This is a genomic window from Lentzea guizhouensis, from assembly GCF_001701025.1.
In the GTDB taxonomy this organism is placed as follows: Bacteria; Actinomycetota; Actinomycetes; order Mycobacteriales; family Pseudonocardiaceae; genus Lentzea; species Lentzea guizhouensis.
In genome coordinates this window covers 2,291,715-2,313,434 of record NZ_CP016793.1, presented here as the reverse complement: position 1 = coordinate 2,313,434, position 21,720 = coordinate 2,291,715, and the positions used below count along the sequence as shown (strand labels likewise).

Below are 21,720 nucleotides of genomic sequence, written 5' to 3'. Positions count from 1 at the left end.
CACGTCATCCTCCGATAGCGCTCATGGGCCGGTCGGGCTGGCTGAAGCCCGCGTCGTTGATCCCGTGCCCGGCCGCCTTGCCCCACATCGTGGCCCGCCACGCGTCGGCGATGGCCGTGTCGGGGGAGCCGTCGCGCAGCAGCGCGCGCAGGTCGGTCTCCGACCGGCTGAACAGGCAGTTGCGGATCTGGCCGTCCGAGGTGAGCCGGGTGCGGTCGCAGGCGGCGCAGAACGGCCTGGTCACCGAGGCGATCACGCCGACGACCGCGGGGCCGCCGTCGACCAGCCAGCGTTCGGCGGGAGCGCCTCCGCGCGGGACCTCGTAGGGCGTCAGCGTGTACGCGGTGGACAGTATCGCGAGGATCTCTTCGGCCGTCACCATGTTCGTGCGGGTCCAGCCGTGCTGCGGGTCGAGCGGCATCTGCTCGATGAACCGCAGCTGGTAGCCGTTCTCGACGCAGAAGCGCAGCAGCGGGACGGCCTCGTCCTCGTTCATGCCGCGCAGCAGCACGGAGTTGACCTTCACCGGCTCCAGGCCGGCCTCGCGCGCGGCGTCGAGGCCGTCGAGCACGTCGGTGATGCGGTCGCGCCTGGTCAGCGTGGCGAACCGGTCGGGGTCGAGGGTGTCGAGCGACACGTTGATGCGGTTCAGGCCCGCGTCCTTCAGCGACTTCGCACGGCGGGAGAGGCCGATGCCGTTCGTGGTCATCGACATCCGCGGCCGGGGCTCCAGCGCGGCCGTCGAGGCGATCACGTGCTCCAGGCCGCGGCGCAGCAACGGCTCGCCGCCGGTGAAGCGGATGTCGGTGACGCCCAGGTCGACCACGGCGATCCGGATGAGCCTGACCAGCTCGGCGTCGGTGAGCAGCTCGTCCTTCTGCAGCCAGTCGAGGCCCTCGGCCGGCATGCAGTAGGTGCAGCGCAGGTTGCAGCGGTCCGTGAGCGACACCCGCAGGTCCTTCGCCACCCGCCCGAACCGGTCGACGAGCAGCGGCGTGTCCGGACGGGCGGACGCGTCGGGGGTGCCGCGCACGATGGGTAGTCCCAACTCCACTGCTGTCACCTTATTTAGCTTAATGAACAACTCCTTGTAGATGACTCCACAAACGAGGTTTCTCACGTTCCGCCCGTTTGGAGCACCCCACGAGGAATTCTCTTAGCAGCTAAGATGTTCGTCATGGAACCGGAAGTGCTGGAGAGGTTCACCTGGTACATGCGGGAGCAGAGCGCGCTCACCGTCATGTTCCACACCAAGGTCGCCGAGCAGATGGGGCTGTCGGCGACCGACGAGAAGTGCATCGACCTCGCGATGAGGGCCGACGGGCCGCTCACCGCCGGTCGTCTCGCCGAGCTCTCCGGCCTGTCCACCGGCGCCGTCACCGGGGTCATCGACCGCCTCGAACGCGCGGGGTACGTCCGCCGCGTCCGCGACCCGCACGACCGGCGCAAGGTCCTCGTCGAGGTCACGGTCGGCGACGTGGAGAAGTTCGGGGAGCTCTTCGCCAACGCCTACCACAGCCTCGTCGAGGTGCTCGGCCACTTCGACGACGCTGAGCTCGCGGTCATCGAGCGTTATCTGAAGCTCCAGATCGAGACGTTCCGCAAGCGCGTGATCGATACTTAGACCATGTGGCACTACTTGATGGACATGGACGGCGTTCTGGTGCACGAAGAGCACCTGATCCCCGGCGCTGACGAGTTCGTCGGAGAGCTGCGTGCCTCCGACACCCCGTTCCTCGTGCTCACGAACAACTCCATCTACACGCCACGCGACCTGCGCGCCCGGCTGCAGCGGACCGGCCTCGACATCCCCGAGTCGTCGATCTGGACCTCCGCGCTCGCCACGGCCCGGTTCCTCGACTCGCAGCGCCCGAACGGCTCGGCGTTCGTCATCGGCGAGGCCGGCCTCACCACCGCGCTGCACGAGATCGGCTACGTGCTGACCGACCGCGACCCCGACTACGTCGTCCTCGGTGAGACGCGCACCTACAGCTTCACCGCGATCACCAAGGCCATCCGCCTGGTCGAGGAAGGCGCGAAGTTCATCGCGACCAACCCGGACGCCACCGGCCCGTCGCGCGAGGGCTCGCTGCCCGCGACCGGCGCCGTGGCGGCGTTGATCGAGCGCGCCACCGGCCGGGAGCCGTACTACGTCGGCAAGCCGAACCCGTTGATGATGCGGTCGGCCCTGCGCGCGCTGGGCTCGCACTCGGAGCACGCCCTCATGATCGGCGACCGGATGGACACCGACGTCCGCTCCGGCCTGGAGGCCGGCCTGTCGACCATCCTGGTGCTCTCCGGGATCTTCACCGCCGAGCACGCCGAGATGTACCCGTACCGCCCGACGCGGGTGCTCAAGTCGATCGCGGAGCTCGTCGGTCACTCTCAGGACCCGTTCGGCGACTGGACTGACCACTGACGCGCGAGGGTTCATCACCTATCGTCGCGGAGGTGGACACGGATCGCCGTCCTATGTACGTCGTGGGTGACGTGCACGGACACCTCGCCGAACTGACCAGGGCCCTGCACGTCGCCGAGTTGTGCGACGAGGAGGGGCACTGGACCGGTGGCGAGGCCGAGCTGTGGTTCCTCGGCGACTTCGTGGACCGCGGGCCGGACGGGGTCGGCGTGATCGACCTCGTCATGCGGCTGGGTGATGAGGCAGCCGAGGCCGGCGGCTCGGTCAACTCGTTGATCGGCAACCACGAGGTGCTGCTGCTCGGCATGTACCACTTCGGCGACGACCAGGTGCCCGACAGCCTGGGCCCGCGGTCGTTCGCGCGCAGCTGGCTGCTCAACGGCGGCCTGCGCAGCGACCAGGACCGGCTGACCGACGCGCACGTCGAGTGGCTGACCACCCGGCCGGTGCTGAAGCTGCGCGACGACCACCTGCTGATGCACTCCGACACGGTGGCCTACCTCGAATGGGGGTCCTCGATCGAGGAGGTCAACGAGGCGGTTCGCCAGGTGCTCAAGAGCGACGACCTGGTCGAGTGGTGGGAGTGCTGGCGCAAGATGACGACCAGGTACGCCTTCCGCGGCCCGCAGGGCTCCGAGATCGCCGACGAGCTGCTGGCCACGTTGGGCGGCACCAGGATCGTGCACGGGCACAGCGTCATCGCGGACCAGCTCGGGGTCACGCCGGACCAGATCGACGGGCCGCTCGTCTACGCCGACGACAAGGTGCTGGCGATCGACGCCGGCCTCTACAGCGGCGGGCCGTGCCTCGTCGTGTCCTTGCCGTACCGCGGAGCCTGACTACGGTGGGTGGATGACCGCCAGCTACTCCTCGGGCACGTCCACCGCCCCGCTGCTGGGCGACACCATCGGCGCGAACCTCGCCGCGACCGTCGCGCGGTTCGGCGACCGCGAGGCACTCGTCGACCACGCGACCGGTCGCCGGTGGACCTACACCGAGCTGGCGGCCGAGGTCGCCCGCGCCGCCGCCGGGCTCACCGCGCTGGGCGTGCGCAAGGGCGACCGGGTCGGCATCTGGGCACCGAACTGCGCGGAGTGGGTCTTCGTGCAGTACGCGACGGCCCAGCTCGGCGCGATCCTGGTCAACGTCAACCCCGCCTACCGGGTGCACGAGCTGGAGTACGTGCTCAACCAGGCCGGCATCCACACGCTGGTGGCCGCGCGGTCGTTCAAGACCTCGGACTACGAGGGGATGATCGCCTCCGTCCGGCCGCGGTGCCCCTCGCTGCGGCACGTGGTCTTCGTGGACGATCCACAGTGGAGCGACGCGGACGTCCCCGAGCCGGCGCTGGACCGCGACGACCCGATCAACATCCAGTACACGTCCGGCACGACCGGCTTCCCCAAGGGCGCGACGCTCTCGCACCACAACATCCTCAACAACGGCTACTTCGTCGGGGAGCTGTTGAACTACACGGAGAACGACCGCATCTGCGTCGTCCCGCCGTTCTACCACTGCTTCGGCATGGTGATGGGCAACCTCGCCGCCACCAGCCACGGCGCCTGCGTCGTGATCCCCGCGCCCGCCTTCGACCCGGCCGCGACCCTTGCGGCGGTGCAGGAGGAGCGCTGCACGTCGCTCTACGGTGTGCCGACGATGTTCATCGCGATGCTCGACCTCGCCGACGGCTACGACCTCTCGTCGCTGCGCACCGGCATCATGGCCGGCTCGCCGTGCCCGGTCGAGGTGATGAAGCAGGTCGTCGACCGGATGGGCATGCGCGAGGTGTCCATCTGCTACGGCATGACCGAGACCTCACCCGTCTCGACGCAGACCCGCGCCGACGACTCGCTGGACCGCCGGGTCGGCACCGTCGGCAGGGTCGGCCCGCACCTCGAGGTCAAGATCGTCGACCCGGCCACCGGCACGACCGTTCCCCGTGGCACGCCGGGAGAGCTCTGCACCCGCGGCTACTCCGTGATGCTCGGCTACTGGAACGAGCCGGAGAAGACCGCGGAGGCCGTGGACGCGGCGGGCTGGATGCACACCGGTGACCTCGCGGTGATGGACGACGACTCGTACGTGAACATCACCGGTCGCATCAAGGACATGGTGATCCGCGGTGGCGAGAACGTCTACCCGCGCGAGATCGAGGAGTTCCTCTACACGCACCCCGACGTGCTCGACGCCCAGGTGGTCGGCGTGCCGGACGCCAAGTACGGCGAGGAGCTCATGGCGTGGGTGCGGATGCGCGAGGGCGTCGCACCGCTGACGGCGGAGGCGGTGCGGGAGTTCTGCACCGGGAAGCTCGCCCACTACAAGATCCCGCGTTACGTGCACGTGGTGGACGAGTTCCCGATGACGGTCACCGGCAAGGTGCGCAAGGTGGAGATGCGCGTGAAGTCGGTGGAGCTGCTGGGGCTGGACGACGGCGTCCAGCACGCCTAGGAACGCCTGGACACGCCCTAGTAGCCGGGGAGCTTCGGCTCGATCGCCTCGGCGGCCTTCTTCGCGACGTCGCACGACTCCTGCAGGTCGCCGGTGAGCACGCTGACGTACATCGTCCCGCCGTCCGCGGCGACCGCGACCTTGCACCGGGTCTCACGGCCGAAGTGCTTCTCCACGACCACGGCGGAGCGCTTGCCGACCATGGTCACCGTGACTTTGGACCGCGAATCCTCCGGCACGGCGTCGATCGCCATGTCCCGGTACATCGCGACGTCCAGCACGGTGGTGTCGTCCTGCTTCCACTTGCAGGCGAGGTCGTCCCCCGTGTCCTGCTTGAACTGGTAGTCGGGCAGCTCCTTCTCGGCGTCGTACACCGAGCAGGCGTTCGGCCACGGCATCTTCGACACCGGGCCGGTGGTCTCCGCGGTGGTCTCCGCGGCGGCCACCTCGGTCTCGGGTGCCGCGGCCTCCGGCTTCGGGCTGAGGCTCGGCAGCGTGCCGCAGCCGGACAACGTGAGCGCGCAGGCGAGCGCGGCAAATCGCAACGTGTTCATCGAACTACTTCCCCCAGGCGGAAACTTCGTTCGGTGATGCTGCCAGAACGCAGCGGAACCGTCTCGCGAACAGACGAACCCCGCCGCGCCCAGAAAGGTGAAAAGGCTCTGGTCGCTGTCACGGGACCTCGACGATCTCCTTGCCCAGCGGCACCAGCGACACCTTCACCAGCTTGAAGTTCGCGACGCCCAGCGGGATGCCGATGACCGTGATGCACAGCGCGATGCCGGTGACGATGTGCCCGATGGCGAGCCAGATCCCGGCGACGATGATCCAGATGACGTTGCCCAGCAGCGAGCCCGTGCCCGCGCCCGGCTTGTCGACCACCTCGCGGCCGAACGGCCACAGCGCGTAGTTCGCGATGCGGAACGACGCGATGCCCCACGGGATCGTGATGATCAGGATGCAGCAGATCAGACCGGCGACCGCGTAGCCGACGGCCATCCAGAAACCGGCGAGCACCAGCCAGATCACGTTCAGGATGAGGCGCATGTCTCCAGCCTAAGCTGATCGCATGAAGTGGGGTGTGATCGCAACGGGCGGCATCGCGCAGGCCGTGACCGCTGACATGCTGAAAGTCGAGGGCGTCACAGTTCTCGCGGTGTCCTCGCGTGACGTGACGAGGGCGCAAGCGTTTGCCGACCGGTTCGGGATCGAGCGGGCGTACGGCGACTACCACGACCTGCTCGCCGACCCCGACGTCGACGTGGTCTACGTCGCCACCCCGCACGGCCAGCACCACGAGGTCACGCTCGCCGCGCTCGACGCCGGCAAGCACGTGCTGTGCGAGAAGGCCTTCGCCCTCACGGTCGCCGACGCCGAGGAGATGGTCGAGAAGGCCAGGTCCAAGGGGAACCTGTTCCTCATGGAGGCCATGTGGACGCGCTTCAACCCGTTGGTCCGCAAGGTCCACCAGGCCATCACCGACGGCGAGATCGGCGACGTCCGCTCGGTGCGCGCGTCCTTCGGCTTCGCGCACACCTTCGACGCGAACGACCGGCTGTGGGCGAAGGAGGCCGGTGGCGGCGCGATGCTCGACCTCGGCGTCTACCCGGTCGCCCTCGCGCACCTGCTGCTCGGCGTTCCCCAGGAGATCCACGCGTGGGGCGGCAAGGCGCCGTCCGATGTGGACTCCGATGCCGGTCTGCTGCTCGGCTACCCCGGCGGCGCGCACGCGTTGCTGAGCTGCTCGCTGGTGGCGAACATCGGCTGTGAAGCGGAGATCGTGGGCACCAAGGGCTCGATCGAGATCGCCGACCCGATGTTCAACGCGCAGAAGGCGACCATCAACGGAGTCGAGCACACCATCGAGAACGAGGGCTACACGCACCAGATCCGCGCGGTCGAGGAGTCCATCGCCGCCGGCCTGACCGAGAACCCGCTGGTCACCTGGCAGGACACGCTGGAGGTCATGCGCACGATGCAGGAGGCGCTGCGCCAGCTCGGCGTCTCCTACGCCACCACCGTCAGGTAGATCAACGCCACGTTCAGCACCACCACCGCGAACGCCACCACCCAGGCGGCGAACGTCACCGCACGCCGGTTCGTGAACGCACCCATCACGGACCGGCGCCCGGTCAGCCACACCAACGGCACCATCGCGAACGGGATGCCGAACGACAGCACCACCTGCGACAGCACCAACGCGAACGTCGGGTCCACTCCGGACGCCAGGACCGCCAGCGCCGGTACCAGCGTGACGATTCGCCGTGCCGGCAACGGAACCCGCACCCGCAGCAGCCCGTCCATCACCACCGCGCCGGCGTAGCACCCGACGGCGGTGGAGGCGAAACCCGAAGCCAGCAGACCAAGAGCGAACAGCAACGCGATCCCGCCACCGAGCGTGGCGCCGACCGCCGCGTGCGCTCCTTCGAGCGTGTCGACGTTCTCCTCGCCCTGCAACGCCGAGGCCGCCAGCAGCAGCATCGCCATGTTCACCGCGCCGGCCAGCAGCATCGCGACGACGACGTCGACCTTGGTGGTGCCGAGCAGTCGCGGGTTCTTCCCGTGCCGGTCACGGGCCAGCGCCGAGTGCAGGTAGACCGCGTGCGGCATCACGGTCGCACCGAGCATGCCCGCCGCGAGCAGCACGCTGTCCGCGCCGTCGAACCGCGGCACCAGGCCGCCCAGCGCAGAAGCCCCGGACGGCGGCGACACGAACAACCCCGCCATGAACCCGACCGCGATCACGACCAGCATCGTCGTGATCACCCGCTCGAACGGCCGCTGCCCGCGCCTGTCCTGCACCAGCAGCAGAACCGTCGACACCACACCGGTGATCACCCCGCCGAGCAGCAGCGGCAGGTCGAACAGCAGGTGCAGCGCGATCGCTCCGCCCAGCACCTCGGCCAGGTCGGTCGCCATCGCGACCACCTCGGCCTGGCCCCAGTAGGCGAGCCGCACCGGCCGCGGCAGGTGGTCCCGCACCGCCTCCGGCAACGACTTCCCGGTGACCAGGCCGAGCTTCGCCGACAGGTACTGCACGAGCCCCGCCATGACGTTCGCGACGACGAGCACCCACACCAGCAGGTACCCGTACGTCGCGCCCGCCGCGGTGTTGGTGGCCACGTTGCCGGGATCGACGTACGCGATCGCGGCGACGAACGCCGGACCGAGCAACGCCGCGCCCGCACGCAGGCGCGTCCCGACAGCGGCCACCGGACACCTCCCCTTGTTGCAAGATTATTGCAACAAGGGGTTCAGGCTTCCAGGGTGACGCGCGCGACCGTGATCACAGCGTCCATCGCGTCGTCGAGGTCGCCACTCGGCATCAGCAGGTGGCTCAGCGCGAGCCGCACGGTCGTCTCCGCCGTGAACCGCACCCGCTTGCCGGGAAAGTGCTCGCTCAGGTGCCGCTCGACGACCTCGGTCGCGTGGAACAGCACGGGATGGCCGCGAATCGTGAGGAACGGCAACAGGTCCTCGGCGTCCTGTCCGGTCAGCATCGCGGAGGCGAGCCGGTCCTTCTCGGTCTGCTCGAACGTGAACCGGAACGCCAGCCGCATGGCCTGCCACGGGTCGGGGTCCTGCCTGAGCCGCTGTGCGATGCCCGCCAGGTACTCCTCGGTGCGGTGCGCGGCGACCGCCTGCACGAGCCCTTCCTTGTTGCCGAACTCGTTGTAGACCGTCTGCCTGCTCACCCCCGCGCGACTGGCCACCTCGATCATGCGCAACCCGTGGAACCCGCGCACCGCCAACAGGTCAGCGGCCGCCTCGATGCAGAGCTCGGTGATGTCGCTCACATGAACAGCTTTACACAGTTATGGATTTTGTATATACGTAGAGTCGAGTTCCGTGCCTTTCACCGTGGGTTTCGACCTGGACATGACGCTCATCGACCCCAGACCGGGCATGGCCGCGGTGCTGAACGAGGTCGGCGCCCGCACCGGTCACGCCCTCGACGGCGAGCACTTCGCCGCGAACCTCGGCCCGCCCCTGGACATGATCTACCGCGACATGGGCGTGCCCGAGGAGGAGATCCCGGACCTGGTCACGCTCTTCCGCGCGCTCTACCCGGACGTCGTGATCCCCGCGACCGTCGCACTGCCCGGCGCGTCGGCCGCGCTGGCCCTCGTGCGCGCGCTGGGCGGCCAGACCATGGTCGTGACCGGCAAGTACCGCAAGAACGCCGCACTGCACCTCGACGCCCTCGGCTGGGAGGTCGACCACCTCTACGGCGAGCTGTGGTCCACCGGCAAGGCCGAGTCGCTCAAGCTCCACGGCGCCGCCGTCTACGTGGGCGACCACGTCGGTGACATGCGCGGAGCAGCCGCGGCGGGCGCGCTGGGCGTGGGCGTGGTGACCGGACCGTGCAGCCGGCAGGAACTGCTCGACGCGGGCGCCGCGGTCGTCCTGGAGGACCTGCGCGAGTTCCCGGAGTGGCTCAGGACTTCCGGCGTGACTTCCTGACCACCGCGATGATCCCCAGCCCCAGCCCGATCGCGGGCAGGTAGGTGGCGGCGACGTTCAACCACACGGGCAGGTCGCTCTTGCCCGCGATGAACAACGCGAAGACCGCGATGATCGCCAGTACGCCGACGGCGAACAGGCCGATGGCCAGCGGCATCAACTTCGGAGCGGTCATACCGGCAGCGTAGTCGCGCTAACGGAGGTGCCTTCCTCCTGGTCTTCTGGCTACTCTGGTGGGACGCGTCCTGGGTACGCCCTGGGCGCGTTCGTTGTGCAAGAGCAAGGGAATGGTGAGCGCGGTGCCGACCGGCAAGGTCAAGTGGTACGACACGGAGAAGGGCTTCGGATTCGTCACCCAGGACGGTGGCGAGGACGTCTACGTCCGCAAGTCCGCACTGCCACCCGGCGTCGAAGGCCTGAAAGCCGGCCAGCGCATCGAGTTCGGCATGGCAGAGGGCCGCCGAGGGCCCCAGGCGCTGTCCGTGCGCCTGGTCGACCCCGCGCCGTCCGTCGCCGAGGCCCGCCGCCGCCCCGCCGAGGAGCTGCACGGCCTGATCGAGGACATGATCAAGCTGCTGGAGAACAAGGTGCAGCCCGACCTGCGCCGCGGCCGCTACCCGTCGGACAAGAAGAACATGAAGCTCGTCGCCGAGGTCGTGCGGGCGGTGGCGCGGGACCTCGATCCGTAAAAGGATCGGCGTCATGTCTGACGCGGATCGGATCGTCGAGTTCGTCTACGAGGTCGGCCAGCTCAAACGCCTGCCCAGAGCGGGATGGCTCTTCGCCGGGGTCCAGCACCCCGAGTCGGTGGCAGCCCATTCGTTCCGGGTGGGCGTGCTGGCGTACGCGCTCGCCGTGCAGGAGGGCGCGAACCCGGACCGGGCGGCGACGCTGGGCCTGTTCCACGACGTGCCCGAGGCGCGCATCGGCGACATCCCCTACGTGGGCAAGCTCTACCTCGACGTGAAGGTCCCGCCGGAGCAGGTGGCCCGCGACCAGGTCCAGCACCTGCCCGCCCCGCTCGCCGCGCACATCGAGGCGTTGGTAGCCGAGCACGAAGCCGCCAAGGACATCGACCACACGCCCGAAGCGCGTTGCTCCCGTGACGCCGACAAGCTCGAACTGCTCCTGCAGGCCCGCGAGTACCAGGCCGCCGGCGTCAGCAAGATGGAGCGCTTCATCCAGACCATGCAGGCGTCCGTCGTCACCGACACCGGCAAGGCGCTCATGGACAGCGCTCTCCGCATCGCCCCCACCGAGTGGTGGGAGGCGTTCGGCCGCCGTTAAGAGGTGACCTCGACCGCCCAGTACCCGCGCAGCAGCGGCTGCCCGGTCTCCAGCACCGCCGCGGCCGCCTCGTGGACCTCGATGCCCAGCAGCTGGTCGGCCTTGTCCGGCAGCGACAGCGTGTAGGTGAAGTTCTCGCCCTTGCCCAGCAGGCCGGTGCCGGTGGTCTGCTCCTTGCCCGCCGCGTCGCGGTACAGGAACACGGCCTCCCACAGCCCGTCGGCGAGCTGGCCGTCGACCGAGATCTGCACGACCTTGCCCGCGGGGACCTTCAGCTTCGCGGGCTGGGCCCGCTCCGCGCAGTTGTCGCCGCCGAGGTCGCAGTAGACCGCCGGCTCGACCCGGATGGTCTTGCCGTTCGCGTGGAACGTGACCTCCGGGTAGTGGCGGGGGAGCGAGCACCCCGTCAGCACGAGAACGGAAACGGCCAGGACGGAAGCAAGTCGACGCACGTCAGGCAGCCTACGGGGTGGCCGGGGCCGCCCTGCGGACGAGCCGGTGCAACGAGGTTCCGTTGCGGGACATCCAGGTCTGCGTGAGACCGAGCGCCAGCAGCACCGCGACCACCAGGAACCCGACCCAGAACGTCGGCGGCAGCAGCACGCCCAGCGCGCCGCCGAAGACCCACGTGAGCTGCAGGATCGTCTCGGAGCGGCCGAACGCCGACGCGCGCGACTCCTCCGGCAGGTCGTCCTGGATCACCGCGTCCAGGCTCACCTTCGCGAGCGCCGACGCCGTGGCACCGAGCAGCCCCACGATCGCGGCGGTCACCAGGCCGGGCAGGGCGGCGGCGACGATCGTGGCCGCCAGCGCCGTGCCGACGCAGCCGAGCACCACCTCGTCGGGCTTGCCGAACTGCTGGCGCGCGCCGATCGCGTTGCCGAGGAAGCTGCCGATGCCGGCCGCACCCGCGATCACACCCAGGAGCAGCAGCTGCCGGACCGCGTCGCCCTCGGTCTGCTCGCGCACCACGAAAGCCGCGAACAGCGTCAGGAACCCGGTCAGCACGCGAATGGTCCCGTTGCCCCACAACGACACCACGATGTGCCGCGACATCGGCCGCTTGCCGGGCTTGCGCGACCGCAGCGCCGCGGGCACCTCGCCCTCGGTCACCTCGACCCACGCCGGGATCCGCATGCACAGCACCGCGTTCACCAGGCACAGCACCGCCGTGAACCACAGCGCGCCCGGCGAGCCGAAGAGGTTCGCGAAACCCGCCGCGAACGCACCGAACACCGCACCCGCCGCCAGCCCGAAGACGGTCATGCGCGCGTTGGTCTTCGACAGCGTGATCTCCGGCGGCAGCACCCGCGGCGTGATCGCCGACTTGAGCACCGTGAACGACTTCGACAGCACCATGCTGCCCAGCGCCGCCGGGTACAGCAGCCAGTTGTCGAAGTTCAGCGCCATCACGACCGACAACCCGATCCGCAGCACGCAAGACGCGGCCAGGGCGAGCCGCCGCCCGCGTTGGATCTTGTCCAGCAGCGGGCCGATCACCGGCGCGATCAACGCGAACGGCGCGACCGTGATCAGCAGGTACAGCGCGACCTTGGTCTTGGACTCGGCACTGGCAGCCGAGAAGAACAACGTGTTCGCCAGCGCCACGGCCATCGCCGCGTCGGCCGCGTAGTTCATCATCACCGCGTAGGTGACCGACGACATGCCGGACTTCTTCGCGCCGTCCGCGTGCGCCGCCCGCCGGAACGCCGCGACCGCCTGCTGCGAGAGCTGCTTGGACCGGAACCACGCGACGCGGGTGACGGTGAGCTTCTTCGGCGGCTTCGGCCTCGGGGTGGTCTGCTGGTCCTCGTCCGGCAGTGGCCGGGTGTTCTGGGTGCGCGGAGGCGGCTGGAAACCGTGCTCGGACGGCGTGCCACGGCGCTGCCGCGGCTGGTACTCGTCGTCCTGCCACGGGTAGCGCTTCGGAGTCGGCTCGTCACTCCACCCGCGGTCGCCCGTCACACCCTCAATCCTGCCCCATTCAGTGGAAGCGCACCCGGAAGATGGTGGGCCAGTTCTTGCCTGTGACCAGGAACTCGTCGGTACCGGGAACGTGCGCGATGCCGTTCAGGACGTCGACGTCACCTTGCGGCTTCAAAGAGGACAGGTCGTAGGTGTTCGTGACCTTCCCGTCGGCCGGGTCGATGCGCACGATCTCGTCGGTCTTCCACACGTTCGCCCACACCTCGCCGCCCACGCACTCCAGCTCGTTGAGCTGCGTCAGCGGCGTGCCGTCCCGCGTGACCTGCACACTTCCGGTCTCGGCGAACGACTTCGGGTCGCGGAAGGTGAGCTTCGCGCTGCCGTCGCTCATGACGAGCCGGGACTGGTCGCGGCAGAGGCCCCAGCCCTCGCCGTCGTAGGACACCCGGCGCACCTCGTCGAACGTCTTGCGGTCCCGCTCGATCGCCACGCCGTTGCGCCACGTGATCTGCCAGATGGTGTCGTCGACGACCGTGATGCCCTCGCCGAAGAGCTCCTGCGGCAGGTCGACCTTCTGGCGCACCTCGCCGGTCGCCGGGTCGAGCGCGCGCATCGTCGACTCGCCCTCCAGACCGGTGCCCTCGTAGAGGACGCCGTCGACGAGTTCCAACCCCTGGGTGAACGCGGTTGTGTCGTGCGGAATTTTCTGGAGCACTTCTACCTGCGGTTTTGTTTCCTGCGGGGTCGAACAGGCGGCGAGAACCGCGACGAGGACCAGCCAGACGGGTGAGCGCACCCCACGGAGGGTGGCACGAGTTTTCGTCCCCGCGAAGTCCTGCGGCACAATTCAGTTCGTGAACGCCACGCAACTGCTCGCCGACGCCGTTGACCTCGCCCGCGCCGCCGCGCAGGAGGAAGCCGGGTTGGAACGCGTCGGTGCTCATGTGGGGGTGTCCGCCGAGGACGAGTTCTCGGTGACGCACCTCTTCGAAGCCGAGCACGCGGGCTACCGCGGCTGGAACTGGGCCGTGACCGTCGCCTGCGCGGGCGAGGGCACGCCGGTGTCGGTCAGCGAGGTCGTGCTGCTGCCGGGCCAGGAGGCCCTGGTCGCACCCGAGTGGGTGCCGTGGAGCGACCGGGTCCGCGCCGGTGACCTCGGCGTCGGCGACCTGTTCCCGGCCCGCGAGGACGACCCGCGCCTGGTCTCCGGCCACGTCCAGTCCGACGACCCGGCCGTCGAGGAGGTGGCGCTGGAGATCGGTCTCGGTCGCGAGCGCGTGCTGTCCCGCGAGGGCCGTCTCGACGCCGCCGAACGCTGGGTGTCCTCGGAGTTCGGCCCGAAGTCGGACATGGCCCGCTCCGCCCCCGCGCACTGCGGCACCTGCGGTTTCTACACCCGCGTGGCCGGTGCGTTCGGCGCCGCGTTCGGCGTGTGCGCGAACGAGATCGCGCCGGCCGACGGCCACGTCGTGCACGTCGGCTACGGCTGCGGCGCGCACTCCCAGATCGAGGTCGACATCAGCCCGATGGTGCCGGTCGCCGACCTCGTCTACGACGACGCGCAGCTGGACGTCTCCGAGTGACCGACCCGTTCGGCACCGAGGCCCTGCGCACCTCGGTCCTCGCCGCGTGGCGTGGTTCGCCCACCCGGTTCCGCGAGGACGCGAACGCGGAGGAGGACCTCCGCATCGGTGGCTACCGCGACCGCCTGCTCGTCGAGCTGGCCCAGAACGCCGCCGACGCCGCCGGTCCTGAGCCTGGTGTGTTGCGGATCACCCTGGTGGACGGTGAGCTGCGGGCCGCGAACACCGGCGCGCCGCTGACCGCCGCGGGTGTGGCCGCGCTGGCGTCGCTGCGGGCGTCGGCCAAGGAGTCGGGCGTCGGGCAGTTCGGCGTCGGGTTCGCGGCCGTGCTGGCCGTGACCGACGCGCCGCGCGTGGTCTCGGTGTCCGGTGGCGTCGAGTTCTCCGCCGCCCGGACCCGCCTGGAGGTGCCGGAGCTGGCCGCCGAACGCGGCGGTGACGTGCCGGTGCTGCGGCTGGTGTGGCCGTGCTCCGAGCCGGTGCCGGACGGTTTCACGACCGAGGTCCGGCTGCCGCTGACCGTCGACCTGTCGCTCGACGACCTGGCCGCCGAGGTGCCGGACCTGCTGCTGGCGCTGCCGGGTCTGCGCCGCGTCGAGATCGGTTCCCAGTCGTGGGAGCGCTTCGTCACCGCCGAGGGCGTGGTGACCGTCGGGTCGTCGCGCTGGCTGGTCGAGCAGGTCTCCGGTGAGCTGCCCGCGTCTCTCGTGCAGGGCGTCGAACACCGTCCACAGTGGACCGCTACCTGGGCGTACCCGCTCGACGAGCCGCTCGGTGAGGACGTGCTGCACGCGCCGACGCCGACCGACGAGCGGGTGTCGTTGCCCGCACGACTGATCGCCACCGTGCCCGTCGAGCCCTCGCGCCGCCGCGTGCTGCCCGGTGCCGCCGCGTGGTCGGTGCTGGAGTCGGCCGCGGCCCTGTACCCGGCCCTGGCGCGCGTCCCCGCGTGGAACGCACCGCCTGGTGCCGCTGCCCGGCTTCCCGCTGTCCGAAGTGGACGACCGCCTGCGCGCCGCGGCTGAAGGCGTTGCGCGCGGCCGAGTGGCTGCCGCTGGCGTCCGGCGAGTGGATCGCCCCCGCCCGCGCCCGCGTGCTCGACGTGGGCTCCGAGGAGCTCGTCGAGCTCGTCGAGGACGCCCTGCCGGGCCTGCTGGACGCCGAGCTCTCCGCCCCCGTGCACGCCAAAGCCCTGGCAGCACTGGAAGTCCCGCGCGTCCCGGTCGCCGAGGTGGTCGCCGCACTGGCCGGCGTCGACGGCGACCCGGCCTGGTGGCGCGAGGTCTACGCCGCCTTCGCACCGCTGGCCGAGGTCGACCCGGACGTCCGCGAGGCCCTGCAGTCCCTGCCCGTCCCGCTCGCCGACGGCGACGGTCACCGGCCCCCGCACCACCCTGATCGCACGAGCCCCTGCCCGGCCTGCGCGTCGTGCACCCGGACGCCGTGCACCCGCTGCTCGTCCGCCTGGGCGCGGTCGAAGCAGGCGCCGCCGAGCTGCTCGCCGACCCGTCGCTGCGCGAGAACGTGGCCCGCTCCCTGGAAGACGCCGAAGCCGGCCTCGCCCCCGACGACCTCGTCGACACCGTCCTGCGCCTCGTCGACCGCGCCGCCCTGCGCGCCGGCGAACAACCCTGGCTCGGCGCCCTCGCCCTGCCCGACGCCACCGGCGAATGGCACCGCGCCGACGAGCTCCTGCTGCCCGACTCCCCACTGGTCGGCGTCCTGGAGTCCGACGCCTTCCCGGTGCTCTCCAAGGAGATCGCCGACACCTACCCCCGCCCGGCCCTCGTCGCCCTGGGTGTGGTCGACGGCTTCACCCTGGTCGTCGACGACGAGCCCGCGGGCCCGGACCACGACCTCGCCGACGAAGCCGCCTGGTGGTCGTCCACTCCCGACGAGCCCACCCGCGTCCTCGCCGTCCGCGACCTCGACCTGGTCGCCGACTGGCCCGCGGCGCTGCGCCTGCTCGCCTCCGACCCGCTCACCTGGCGCGCCGTCACCGAACCCGACGGCTACACGGCCTGGTGGATCGCCCGCCACGCCTCCCTGGCGGGCAACCCCCCGCGCGAGTACCGCCTCCCGGCCGCCACCCTCCTCGAGGGCCTCTTCGACCCGGCCCCGGACCTCGAACTCCCGGACCACGTCCTGCGCGCCGCGGGCGTCCGCACCCACCTCGACGTCCTCGACGACGACGACGCCGAACTCGTCCTCGACCGCCTCGCCGACCCGGACCGCGCCATCGCCGACGCCGTGGTCCTCCGCGCCCACGCCGCCCTCCCCGACGGCGACTTCCGCCCCCCGACACACGTCCGCGTCCTCACCGGCGAGGTAGTCCCGGCCGACGACGTGGTCGTCCTCGACCACCCCTGGCTCCTCGGCGTGGTCCCCCCGTCCCGCGTCCTGCTGGCCGACGGATCGGAAGACCTCGCCGACCTCCTGGACCTGGCACTCGCCTCCGAGGAGTTCGAGGGCTCCCCGGACCACGTCGGCGAAATCGTGCAGTGGCACGACCTCGCCGCGGTCCGGATGGCCTGCGAGCTCCTCGAAGTCCCGCTGCCCGACGGCGTGGTCGTGGTCCACGAGGAGCTGCTGGTCGACGGCCACCGCGTCGACTGGTGGATGGCCGACGTCCCCCACGCCACCGACACCCCCGAGGGCCTGGCACGGGCGCTCGCCTGGGTCACCGAACGCTGGGACGACCGCCACACGTTCGCCGCCCTGATCACCGAACCGACCGCGGCAACCCTGCTGGGCTGAGGTGGCGGACCTTGGACGGGGCTGACGTGCCGGAGTCCGAACCGCCGTGGCTGCACGCACCGCCTCGCGCGAACGGCAGCGGGTAGTCCGGGTGCACGCGGCGCTGGCCGAGCACGGCTGGGATCCGGACGCGCCCTGATCACCGGGCCGGTGCCGACCACTCTTGCCGGGCTGACTCCTGCTGGGCTGACTCGCGCCGGTGGCCGCGCCCCACGTTCGGAGCTGACTCGCGCTGGTGGCCAGACCCCACGTTCGGATCGTCTCCACATCTTCGGCGCACCCTTTCCGCGTTTCCAAATCTGCGGGCGCGGTTGATCAGAGGTTCGTGACGCTCAACAGACGCAGGCGGCCGAGAATCCGGACAACGTTCACCCGAACAGGCGACGAACTCGGCCAACAGACCCCGACCGAGGCTCAGACAGCAGCGTCGGCGGTCTCAGCCGGCTCCGCCGCAATGTTCCGCCCCCGCCGCCTCAACCGCGGCCTCCCGATGTCCCCGCGCCGCACCAAGATCACCCACGCCGTCACCGTCACCAGCACCGACACCACACCACCGACGATGATCGGCGCTCGCCCGTTGACCTCCCCGAGCCACCCCATCAACGGCCCGCCCACCGGGTTCCCGCCCAGGAAGACCAGCATGTAGATCCCCATCACCCGCCCGCGCATCTCCGGCTCGACGGCCAGCTGGATCGTCGCGTTCGCGGTGGTGTTGAAGGTCATCATCGCCACGCCGACCGGGATCATCATCAGCCCGGTCAGCAGCATCGTCGGCATGAGACCGGACACGACCTCCAGCACCCCGAACACCACCCCGGACCCGATGAACACCGACATCCGGGGAGTCTTCCGCCGCGCGGCCCAGGTCGCCCCGGCCAACGTCCCCACCGCGATCAGGGTCGACAACAACCCGTACGCATCGGCGTCCCCGCCGAACACGTTGCGGGCCATGATCGCCAGCGTCAGGTAGAAGTTGAACCCGAACGTCGAGATGAAGAAGACCAGCAGCATCACGGTCATGAGGTCCGGCCGCCCGCGCACATAACGCAGCCCGGACAGCAGCTGCCCCTTCGCCCGCGGCACCGGATCCGAGCGCAGCAGCTCCGTGGTGCGCATCAGCCACACGCCGAGCACCACACCGACGAAGCTGACGGCGTTCGCGATGAACACCCACCCGGTCCCGATCGCCACGATGGCCAGGCCGGCGACAGCGGGCCCGATGATCCGCGCCAGGTTGAACATCATCGAGTTCAGGGCCACGGCGTTGGTCAGGGACGACCGGCCGACCATCTCCACGACGAACGACTGCCGCACCGGCGTCTCGACCGCCGAGAAGCACCCGAGCAGGAAGCACAGCACATATACGTGCCACAGCTCGACGACGCCGGAGACGTCCAACAGCCCCAAGGCCAACGCGCAGACACCGAGCGCCGACTCCAGCCACAGCAACAGCCGCCGCTTGTCCAGGCGGTCCGCGAGCACGCCGCCCCACATCGACAGCAGCAGAACCGGCAGGAACTGCAACGACGCCGCGATGCCCAAGGCGACGGCGGAGCCGTTGGTCAGCTCCAGGACCAGCCAGTCCTGGGCGACGCGCTGCATCCAGACGCCGACCAGCGAGATGATCTGCCCGGAGGCGTAGAGGCGGTAGTTGTGTATGCGAAGCGAAGAGAACATTCCGGTACGCCGAGGTGACGAAGTCTCCGCTCCACCACCCGCGTAACCCGACACGTCCTTACTGCCCCGCCATCCTGTCGATGATCTCGGCGGCCTTGGAGAGCAGCTCCCGTTCCTCCTGGGGGAGCTCCGCCAGCCGCTTGTCCAGCCACGCCTCGCGCGCGGTGATCTCGTCCTCGAGGTACGACAAGCCTTCGCCGGTCAGCTCGACGATGGCTTGACGGCCGTCGGTGGGGTGCGGGCTGCGCGTGGCGAAGCCGAACTCCTCCAGCGCGGCGATGACCCGCGTCATCGACGGCGGTTGCACGCCTTCCTTGGCGGCGAGCTCGCCCGGCGTCAGCGGGCCGCACTTGTGCAGTGTGGACAGCGCGGACACCTGGGTCAGCGACACCGACGAGTTGGTGCGCTGGGCTCGCAGCCGGCGGTTGAGGCGGACGACGGCAAGCCGAAGCCTGCTCGCCAGGCCGTGCGGTTCGTTCGCCACGTAGTTAGCATAACTCACGAAATAGTTTCTCGCCGAACGTCAGTCCAGCAGGCCCTGGATCGGGCCGAGTGCGAAGTAGACGACGAACGCGGCGGCCACGACCCACATCAGCGGGTGGACACCGCGGGCCCGGCCGGTGAGGGCCTTGAGCAGCACGTAGCTGACGAAGCCCGCGCCGATGCCGTTCGCGATCGAGTAGGTGAACGGCATGACCACGATCGTGAGGAACGCGGGCAGCGCCACCGTGAAGTCGCTGAAGTCGATCTCGCGGATCTGCATCATCATCAGCGCGCCGACGATCACCAACGCCGGTGCGGCCGCCTCGATCGGCACGACCTGGTAGAGCGGCGTGAAGAACATCGCCAGCAGGAACAGCACGCCGGTCACCACGTTCGCGAGGCCAGTGCGCGCCCCCTCGGCGATACCGGAGGCCGACTCGATGTACACGGTGTTCGACGAGCTCGACGCCGCACCGCCGGCCACCGCGCCCAGACCGTCGACGAACAGGGCCTTGCTCACGTTCGGCAGCTGGCCGTCCTCCTTGATCAGGCCGGCTTCCTTGCCGAGGCCCGTCATCGTGCCGACGGTGTCGAAGAAGTCGGTGAGCACCAGCGTGAAGACGATCAACGCCGCGGCCAGCGCCGGCAGCCGCGTCCACGCGCCGAACGACACCTCGCCCAGCAGCGACAGGTCCGGCAGGCCGAAGACCTGGTCGGGCAGCGCGGGGTAGCCGAGGTTCCAGCCCTTGGCGTTGACACCGGCGGACGGACCGGCCTTCACGACCGCCTCCAGCACGATCGCGAAGATCGCCGTCGAGACGATGCCGATCAGGATCGCGCCCTTCACCTTGCGCGCGAACAGCACACCGGTCACGACGAGCCCGACCACGAACACCAGCGTCGGCCAGCTCGCGATCGAGCCGTTGATGCCCAGCCCCACCGGCACGGTCGTGTTCGCCGCGTCCGGCAGCCGGCGCACGAACCCGGCGTCGACCAGGCCGATGAACGTGATGAAGAGACCGATGCCCACCGCGATGGCGGCCTTCAGCTCGTTCGGCACGGCGTTGAACACCGCGGTCCGCACACCGGTGACCACGAGCAGCAGCACGACCAGGCCGTTGACGAGGATGAGCCCCATCGCCTCCGGCCAGCTGACCTTCGCCGCGACGCTCACGGCCACGAACGAGTTGATGCCGAGCCCGGTGGCCAGCGCGAACGGGTAGTTCGCGATCAGTCCGAACAGGATGGTCATCACGCCCGCGACCAGCGCCGTCACCGCCGCCACCTGCCCGACCGGCAGGATGTTGCCCAGCACGTCCGGGTGCGCCCCCGGCCCCGTCGGAGCGAAGCTGCCGATGATCAACGGGTTCAGCACCACGATGTAAGCCATCGTGAAGAAGGTCACGACACCGCCGCGCACCTCACGCGCCACGGTCGACCCGCGCTCGGAAATCTTGAAGAACCCGTCCAGCATCTGGTCTCCTAACCCCGTGTCCGAACGCGACTCCGCCCCCAGCCCGCCGCCGCTGCCGCACCGGCTGGCCGACCCCGTGCCTGTGGTGCTCGGGGGAACGGCGCTGTGGTTCCTCGGTTTTCTCGTGGTGCTCGTGGTCGACCGCGCGAACAGCCTGCTGCTCTGGACGACCCTGTGCGGCGGTCTGCTCGGGATCATCGGGTACGGAGTCTTCTACTGGCAACGCCGGGCGGCGAGGCGAGGGTCACGCGGGGCGCAGCAGGGGCTCGACGAGTCCTAGCCCGGTCAGCTTCGGGTGGCGGTGCCGACGGGCGTCGTTCTCCGGAGTGGACGTACGGCGTTCAGCTGAGGCGACCCAAGTGCTCACTCGCCCACGGCATCAGGCCCGACGTGCAGGAACACCGCACGCATCGCGCGGGCAGCGGTGATCGCGGCGGTGTGCCGGTGGGCGTTGGTGGTCGGGCTCGCACCAGCAGCAGATCGGCTCCATCGCGCCGCTTGACGCGTACTTCGTGCTGGTCGGCGATGGGTGGTTCTCAGCCCAGCGACCTCAGCAGGAACTCCGTCAGCTCGTCCAGGTACGCCTCGTCCACCGGTGCCCGCCGCACCACCAGCCGCCAGTAGATCGGCCCCGCCAGCACGTCCAGCGCCACGTCCACGTTGAGGTCCGCCGGCAGCTCCCCGCGCTCCACCGCCCGCGTCAGCGTCACCGACGCGATGTCGCGCCGCGGCTGGCCCACGCCGATCGCGATCGCATCGGACAGCGCCGAGTTGCGGCCGCCCTCGGCGATCAGGTCCGGCAGGATCGCCGCGATCCGGTGGTGCGTCAGCCAGTCGTGCACCGCCTGCAGCATCGCGCGCAGGTCGGCGCGCAACGAACCCGTCTGCGGGACCTCGGCGGCCGGCACGCTCAGCTCTGCCAGCACGGCGATCACCATGTCCTGCTTGGACGGCCAGCGCCGGTACAGCGCGCTCTTGCCGACGCCCGCCCGTTTGGCCACGGCTTCCATCGACAGGCGGCCGTAGCCGGACGAGGCCAGCTCGTCCAGCACGGCCTCGGAGATCGCGGCGGTGACGTGCGGCTGCAGGACGGCTGCTCCGGTGGGGGCGCGTTTGGTCACGGAAGGCAGTGTGGACGATACGGTCCCGTCCCGTCTAATCTAACGTCGAGACGTAACCGTATCGTCCTGACCGGAGGAGTC

General features: G+C 69.9%; 25 protein-coding genes. 12 read left to right on the top strand and 13 right to left on the bottom strand.

Annotated features, from left to right (window positions below):
* Positions 1-4: 4 nt before the first annotated feature.
* Positions 5-1,063, bottom strand: a complete 1,059-nt coding sequence (gene moaA, locus BBK82_RS11590; protein WP_065915012.1) for a GTP 3',8-cyclase MoaA — start codon at positions 1,061-1,063, stop codon at positions 5-7.
* Between the two features lie 114 nt (positions 1,064-1,177).
* On the opposite strand from moaA, the gene BBK82_RS11585 reads away from it, so the two are divergent.
* The 4 genes from BBK82_RS11585 to BBK82_RS11570 are packed head-to-tail and all read left to right on the top strand — an operon-like array spanning position 1,178 to position 4,867.
* The gene (locus BBK82_RS11585; protein ID WP_065920990.1) at positions 1,178-1,624 is read left to right on the top strand and encodes a MarR family winged helix-turn-helix transcriptional regulator; all 447 of its coding nucleotides are present in this window, start codon (positions 1,178-1,180) and stop codon (positions 1,622-1,624) included.
* A 3-nt stretch (positions 1,625-1,627) separates the two neighbouring features.
* Positions 1,628-2,419 carry an HAD-IIA family hydrolase gene (locus BBK82_RS11580; RefSeq protein WP_237048142.1) on the top strand — a complete coding sequence of 264 codons (792 nt, stop codon included), beginning with the start codon at positions 1,628-1,630 and terminating at the stop codon, positions 2,417-2,419.
* A 53-nt stretch (positions 2,420-2,472) separates the two neighbouring features.
* Positions 2,473-3,258 carry a metallophosphoesterase gene (locus BBK82_RS11575; RefSeq protein ID WP_065915011.1) on the top strand — a complete coding sequence of 262 codons (786 nt, stop codon included), beginning with the start codon at positions 2,473-2,475 and terminating at the stop codon, positions 3,256-3,258.
* A gap of 13 nt (positions 3,259-3,271) precedes the next feature.
* Entirely contained in the window at positions 3,272-4,867 is a 1,596-nt protein-coding gene (locus tag BBK82_RS11570) for an AMP-binding protein (protein ID WP_065915010.1), read from the top strand.
* A 17-nt stretch (positions 4,868-4,884) separates the two neighbouring features.
* Here the strand turns inward: BBK82_RS11570 and BBK82_RS11565 are convergent, their stop codons facing one another.
* Together BBK82_RS11565 and BBK82_RS11560 are read right to left on the bottom strand one after the other, a co-directional pair.
* On the bottom strand, positions 4,885-5,421 hold the full coding sequence (locus tag BBK82_RS11565) for a DUF3558 domain-containing protein (RefSeq protein ID WP_065915009.1): 537 nt from the start codon (positions 5,419-5,421) through the stop codon (positions 4,885-4,887).
* Positions 5,422-5,539: 118 nt separating this feature from the next.
* Positions 5,540-5,914 carry a YccF domain-containing protein gene (locus BBK82_RS11560; RefSeq protein ID WP_065915008.1) on the bottom strand — a complete coding sequence of 125 codons (375 nt, stop codon included), beginning with the start codon at positions 5,912-5,914 and terminating at the stop codon, positions 5,540-5,542.
* A gap of 22 nt (positions 5,915-5,936) precedes the next feature.
* Between BBK82_RS11560 and BBK82_RS11555 the strand changes: the two genes are divergently transcribed.
* Positions 5,937-6,896, top strand: a complete 960-nt coding sequence (locus BBK82_RS11555) for a Gfo/Idh/MocA family protein (protein ID WP_065915007.1) — start codon at positions 5,937-5,939, stop codon at positions 6,894-6,896.
* Here BBK82_RS11555 and BBK82_RS11550 read toward each other — a convergent pair.
* Together BBK82_RS11550 and BBK82_RS11545 are read right to left on the bottom strand one after the other, a co-directional pair.
* The gene (locus tag BBK82_RS11550) at positions 6,875-8,080 is read right to left on the bottom strand and encodes an Nramp family divalent metal transporter (RefSeq protein WP_065915006.1); all 1,206 of its coding nucleotides are present in this window, start codon (positions 8,078-8,080) and stop codon (positions 6,875-6,877) included. The two genes, BBK82_RS11555 and BBK82_RS11550, sit on opposite strands and share 22 nt — an antisense overlap.
* Positions 8,081-8,121: 41 nt before the next feature.
* Positions 8,122-8,664, bottom strand: a complete 543-nt coding sequence (locus tag BBK82_RS11545; RefSeq protein ID WP_170067902.1) for a TetR/AcrR family transcriptional regulator — start codon at positions 8,662-8,664, stop codon at positions 8,122-8,124.
* 52 nt (positions 8,665-8,716) lie between these two features.
* Here BBK82_RS11545 and BBK82_RS11540 point away from each other — a divergent pair, with 52 nt between their 5' ends.
* Positions 8,717-9,331 carry an HAD family hydrolase gene (locus BBK82_RS11540; protein WP_154697254.1) on the top strand — a complete coding sequence of 205 codons (615 nt, stop codon included), beginning with the start codon at positions 8,717-8,719 and terminating at the stop codon, positions 9,329-9,331.
* Here BBK82_RS11540 and BBK82_RS11535 read toward each other — a convergent pair.
* The gene (locus BBK82_RS11535; RefSeq protein WP_065915004.1) at positions 9,306-9,506 is read right to left on the bottom strand and encodes a hypothetical protein; all 201 of its coding nucleotides are present in this window, start codon (positions 9,504-9,506) and stop codon (positions 9,306-9,308) included. The genes BBK82_RS11540 and BBK82_RS11535 overlap by 26 nt on opposite strands.
* Before the next feature lie 124 nt (positions 9,507-9,630).
* On the opposite strand from BBK82_RS11535, the gene BBK82_RS11530 reads away from it, so the two are divergent.
* Both BBK82_RS11530 and BBK82_RS11525 read left to right on the top strand, forming a co-directional pair.
* Positions 9,631-10,020 carry a cold-shock protein gene (locus BBK82_RS11530; protein ID WP_065920987.1) on the top strand — a complete coding sequence of 130 codons (390 nt, stop codon included), beginning with the start codon at positions 9,631-9,633 and terminating at the stop codon, positions 10,018-10,020.
* Between the two features lie 13 nt (positions 10,021-10,033).
* Entirely contained in the window at positions 10,034-10,618 is a 585-nt protein-coding gene (locus BBK82_RS11525; RefSeq protein ID WP_065915003.1) for an HD domain-containing protein, read from the top strand.
* Here BBK82_RS11525 and BBK82_RS11520 read toward each other — a convergent pair.
* From BBK82_RS11520 to BBK82_RS11510, 3 genes are read right to left on the bottom strand one after another with little or no spacing between them, the layout of a single operon-like run.
* On the bottom strand, positions 10,615-11,070 hold the full coding sequence (locus BBK82_RS11520) for a DUF2771 family protein (protein WP_065915002.1): 456 nt from the start codon (positions 11,068-11,070) through the stop codon (positions 10,615-10,617). The genes BBK82_RS11525 and BBK82_RS11520 overlap by 4 nt on opposite strands.
* Before the next feature lie 10 nt (positions 11,071-11,080).
* The gene (locus tag BBK82_RS11515) at positions 11,081-12,583 is read right to left on the bottom strand and encodes an MFS transporter (RefSeq protein ID WP_065915001.1); all 1,503 of its coding nucleotides are present in this window, start codon (positions 12,581-12,583) and stop codon (positions 11,081-11,083) included.
* A gap of 19 nt (positions 12,584-12,602) precedes the next feature.
* Positions 12,603-13,340 carry a glutaminyl-peptide cyclotransferase gene (locus BBK82_RS11510; protein WP_083267916.1) on the bottom strand — a complete coding sequence of 246 codons (738 nt, stop codon included), beginning with the start codon at positions 13,338-13,340 and terminating at the stop codon, positions 12,603-12,605.
* A gap of 58 nt (positions 13,341-13,398) precedes the next feature.
* Here BBK82_RS11510 and BBK82_RS11505 point away from each other — a divergent pair, with 58 nt between their 5' ends.
* The 3 genes from BBK82_RS11505 to BBK82_RS56230 all read left to right on the top strand — a co-directional run bounded on the left by BBK82_RS11505 (position 13,399) and on the right by BBK82_RS56230 (position 16,884).
* Positions 13,399-14,127 carry a DUF3027 domain-containing protein gene (locus tag BBK82_RS11505; protein ID WP_237048141.1) on the top strand — a complete coding sequence of 243 codons (729 nt, stop codon included), beginning with the start codon at positions 13,399-13,401 and terminating at the stop codon, positions 14,125-14,127.
* Entirely contained in the window at positions 14,124-15,152 is a 1,029-nt protein-coding gene (locus tag BBK82_RS56235) for a sacsin N-terminal ATP-binding-like domain-containing protein (protein ID WP_335618075.1), read from the top strand. Before BBK82_RS11505 ends, BBK82_RS56235 begins: the two co-directional genes overlap by 4 nt.
* A gap of 403 nt (positions 15,153-15,555) precedes the next feature.
* Positions 15,556-16,884 carry a hypothetical protein gene (locus tag BBK82_RS56230; RefSeq protein ID WP_335618074.1) on the top strand — a complete coding sequence of 443 codons (1,329 nt, stop codon included), beginning with the start codon at positions 15,556-15,558 and terminating at the stop codon, positions 16,882-16,884.
* A gap of 414 nt (positions 16,885-17,298) precedes the next feature.
* On the opposite strand, the gene BBK82_RS11495 is transcribed toward BBK82_RS56230, so the two are convergent.
* The 3 genes from BBK82_RS11495 to BBK82_RS11485 are packed head-to-tail and all read right to left on the bottom strand — an operon-like array spanning position 17,299 to position 20,518.
* Positions 17,299-18,561 (bottom strand): MFS transporter, encoded by a 1,263-nt coding sequence (locus tag BBK82_RS11495; protein WP_065914999.1) that lies wholly within the window; start codon positions 18,559-18,561, stop codon positions 17,299-17,301.
* A gap of 58 nt (positions 18,562-18,619) precedes the next feature.
* On the bottom strand, positions 18,620-19,045 hold the full coding sequence (locus BBK82_RS11490; protein WP_065914998.1) for a MarR family winged helix-turn-helix transcriptional regulator: 426 nt from the start codon (positions 19,043-19,045) through the stop codon (positions 18,620-18,622).
* Between the two features lie 39 nt (positions 19,046-19,084).
* A complete protein-coding gene (locus BBK82_RS11485; RefSeq protein ID WP_065914997.1) occupies positions 19,085-20,518 on the bottom strand; it encodes an NCS2 family permease in 1,434 nt (477 codons plus the stop codon).
* A 16-nt stretch (positions 20,519-20,534) separates the two neighbouring features.
* On the opposite strand from BBK82_RS11485, the gene BBK82_RS11480 reads away from it, so the two are divergent.
* A complete protein-coding gene (locus BBK82_RS11480) occupies positions 20,535-20,798 on the top strand; it encodes a DUF2530 domain-containing protein (RefSeq protein WP_065914996.1) in 264 nt (87 codons plus the stop codon).
* 256 nt (positions 20,799-21,054) lie between these two features.
* Here the strand turns inward: BBK82_RS11480 and BBK82_RS11475 are convergent, their stop codons facing one another.
* Positions 21,055-21,639, bottom strand: coding sequence for a TetR/AcrR family transcriptional regulator (locus BBK82_RS11475; RefSeq protein WP_218920607.1), 585 nt, complete (start codon positions 21,637-21,639; stop codon positions 21,055-21,057).
* Positions 21,640-21,720 lie beyond the last annotated feature (81 nt).

What these genes read in the sequence shown, in the direction of transcription:
- BBK82_RS11525 (WP_065915003.1), top strand. Translation starts at nt 10,034, where the DNA reads ATGTCTGACGCGGATCGGATCGTCGAGTTCGTCTACGAGGTCGGCCAG.
- BBK82_RS11560 (WP_065915008.1), bottom strand. Translation starts at nt 5,914, where the DNA reads ATGCGCCTCATCCTGAACGTGATCTGGCTGGTGCTCGCCGGTTTCTGG.
- BBK82_RS11565 (WP_065915009.1), bottom strand. Translation starts at nt 5,421, where the DNA reads ATGAACACGTTGCGATTTGCCGCGCTCGCCTGCGCGCTCACGTTGTCC.
- BBK82_RS11585 (WP_065920990.1), top strand. Translation starts at nt 1,178, where the DNA reads ATGGAACCGGAAGTGCTGGAGAGGTTCACCTGGTACATGCGGGAGCAG.
- BBK82_RS11485 (WP_065914997.1), bottom strand. Translation starts at nt 20,518, where the DNA reads ATGCTGGACGGGTTCTTCAAGATTTCCGAGCGCGGGTCGACCGTGGCG.
- BBK82_RS11495 (WP_065914999.1), bottom strand. Translation starts at nt 18,561, where the DNA reads ATGTTCTCTTCGCTTCGCATACACAACTACCGCCTCTACGCCTCCGGG.
- BBK82_RS11575 (WP_065915011.1), top strand. Translation starts at nt 2,473, where the DNA reads ATGTACGTCGTGGGTGACGTGCACGGACACCTCGCCGAACTGACCAGG.
- BBK82_RS11580 (WP_237048142.1), top strand. Translation starts at nt 1,628, where the DNA reads ATGTGGCACTACTTGATGGACATGGACGGCGTTCTGGTGCACGAAGAG.
- BBK82_RS11555 (WP_065915007.1), top strand. Translation starts at nt 5,937, where the DNA reads ATGAAGTGGGGTGTGATCGCAACGGGCGGCATCGCGCAGGCCGTGACC.
- BBK82_RS11535 (WP_065915004.1), bottom strand. Translation starts at nt 9,506, where the DNA reads ATGACCGCTCCGAAGTTGATGCCGCTGGCCATCGGCCTGTTCGCCGTC.
- BBK82_RS11570 (WP_065915010.1), top strand. Translation starts at nt 3,272, where the DNA reads ATGACCGCCAGCTACTCCTCGGGCACGTCCACCGCCCCGCTGCTGGGC.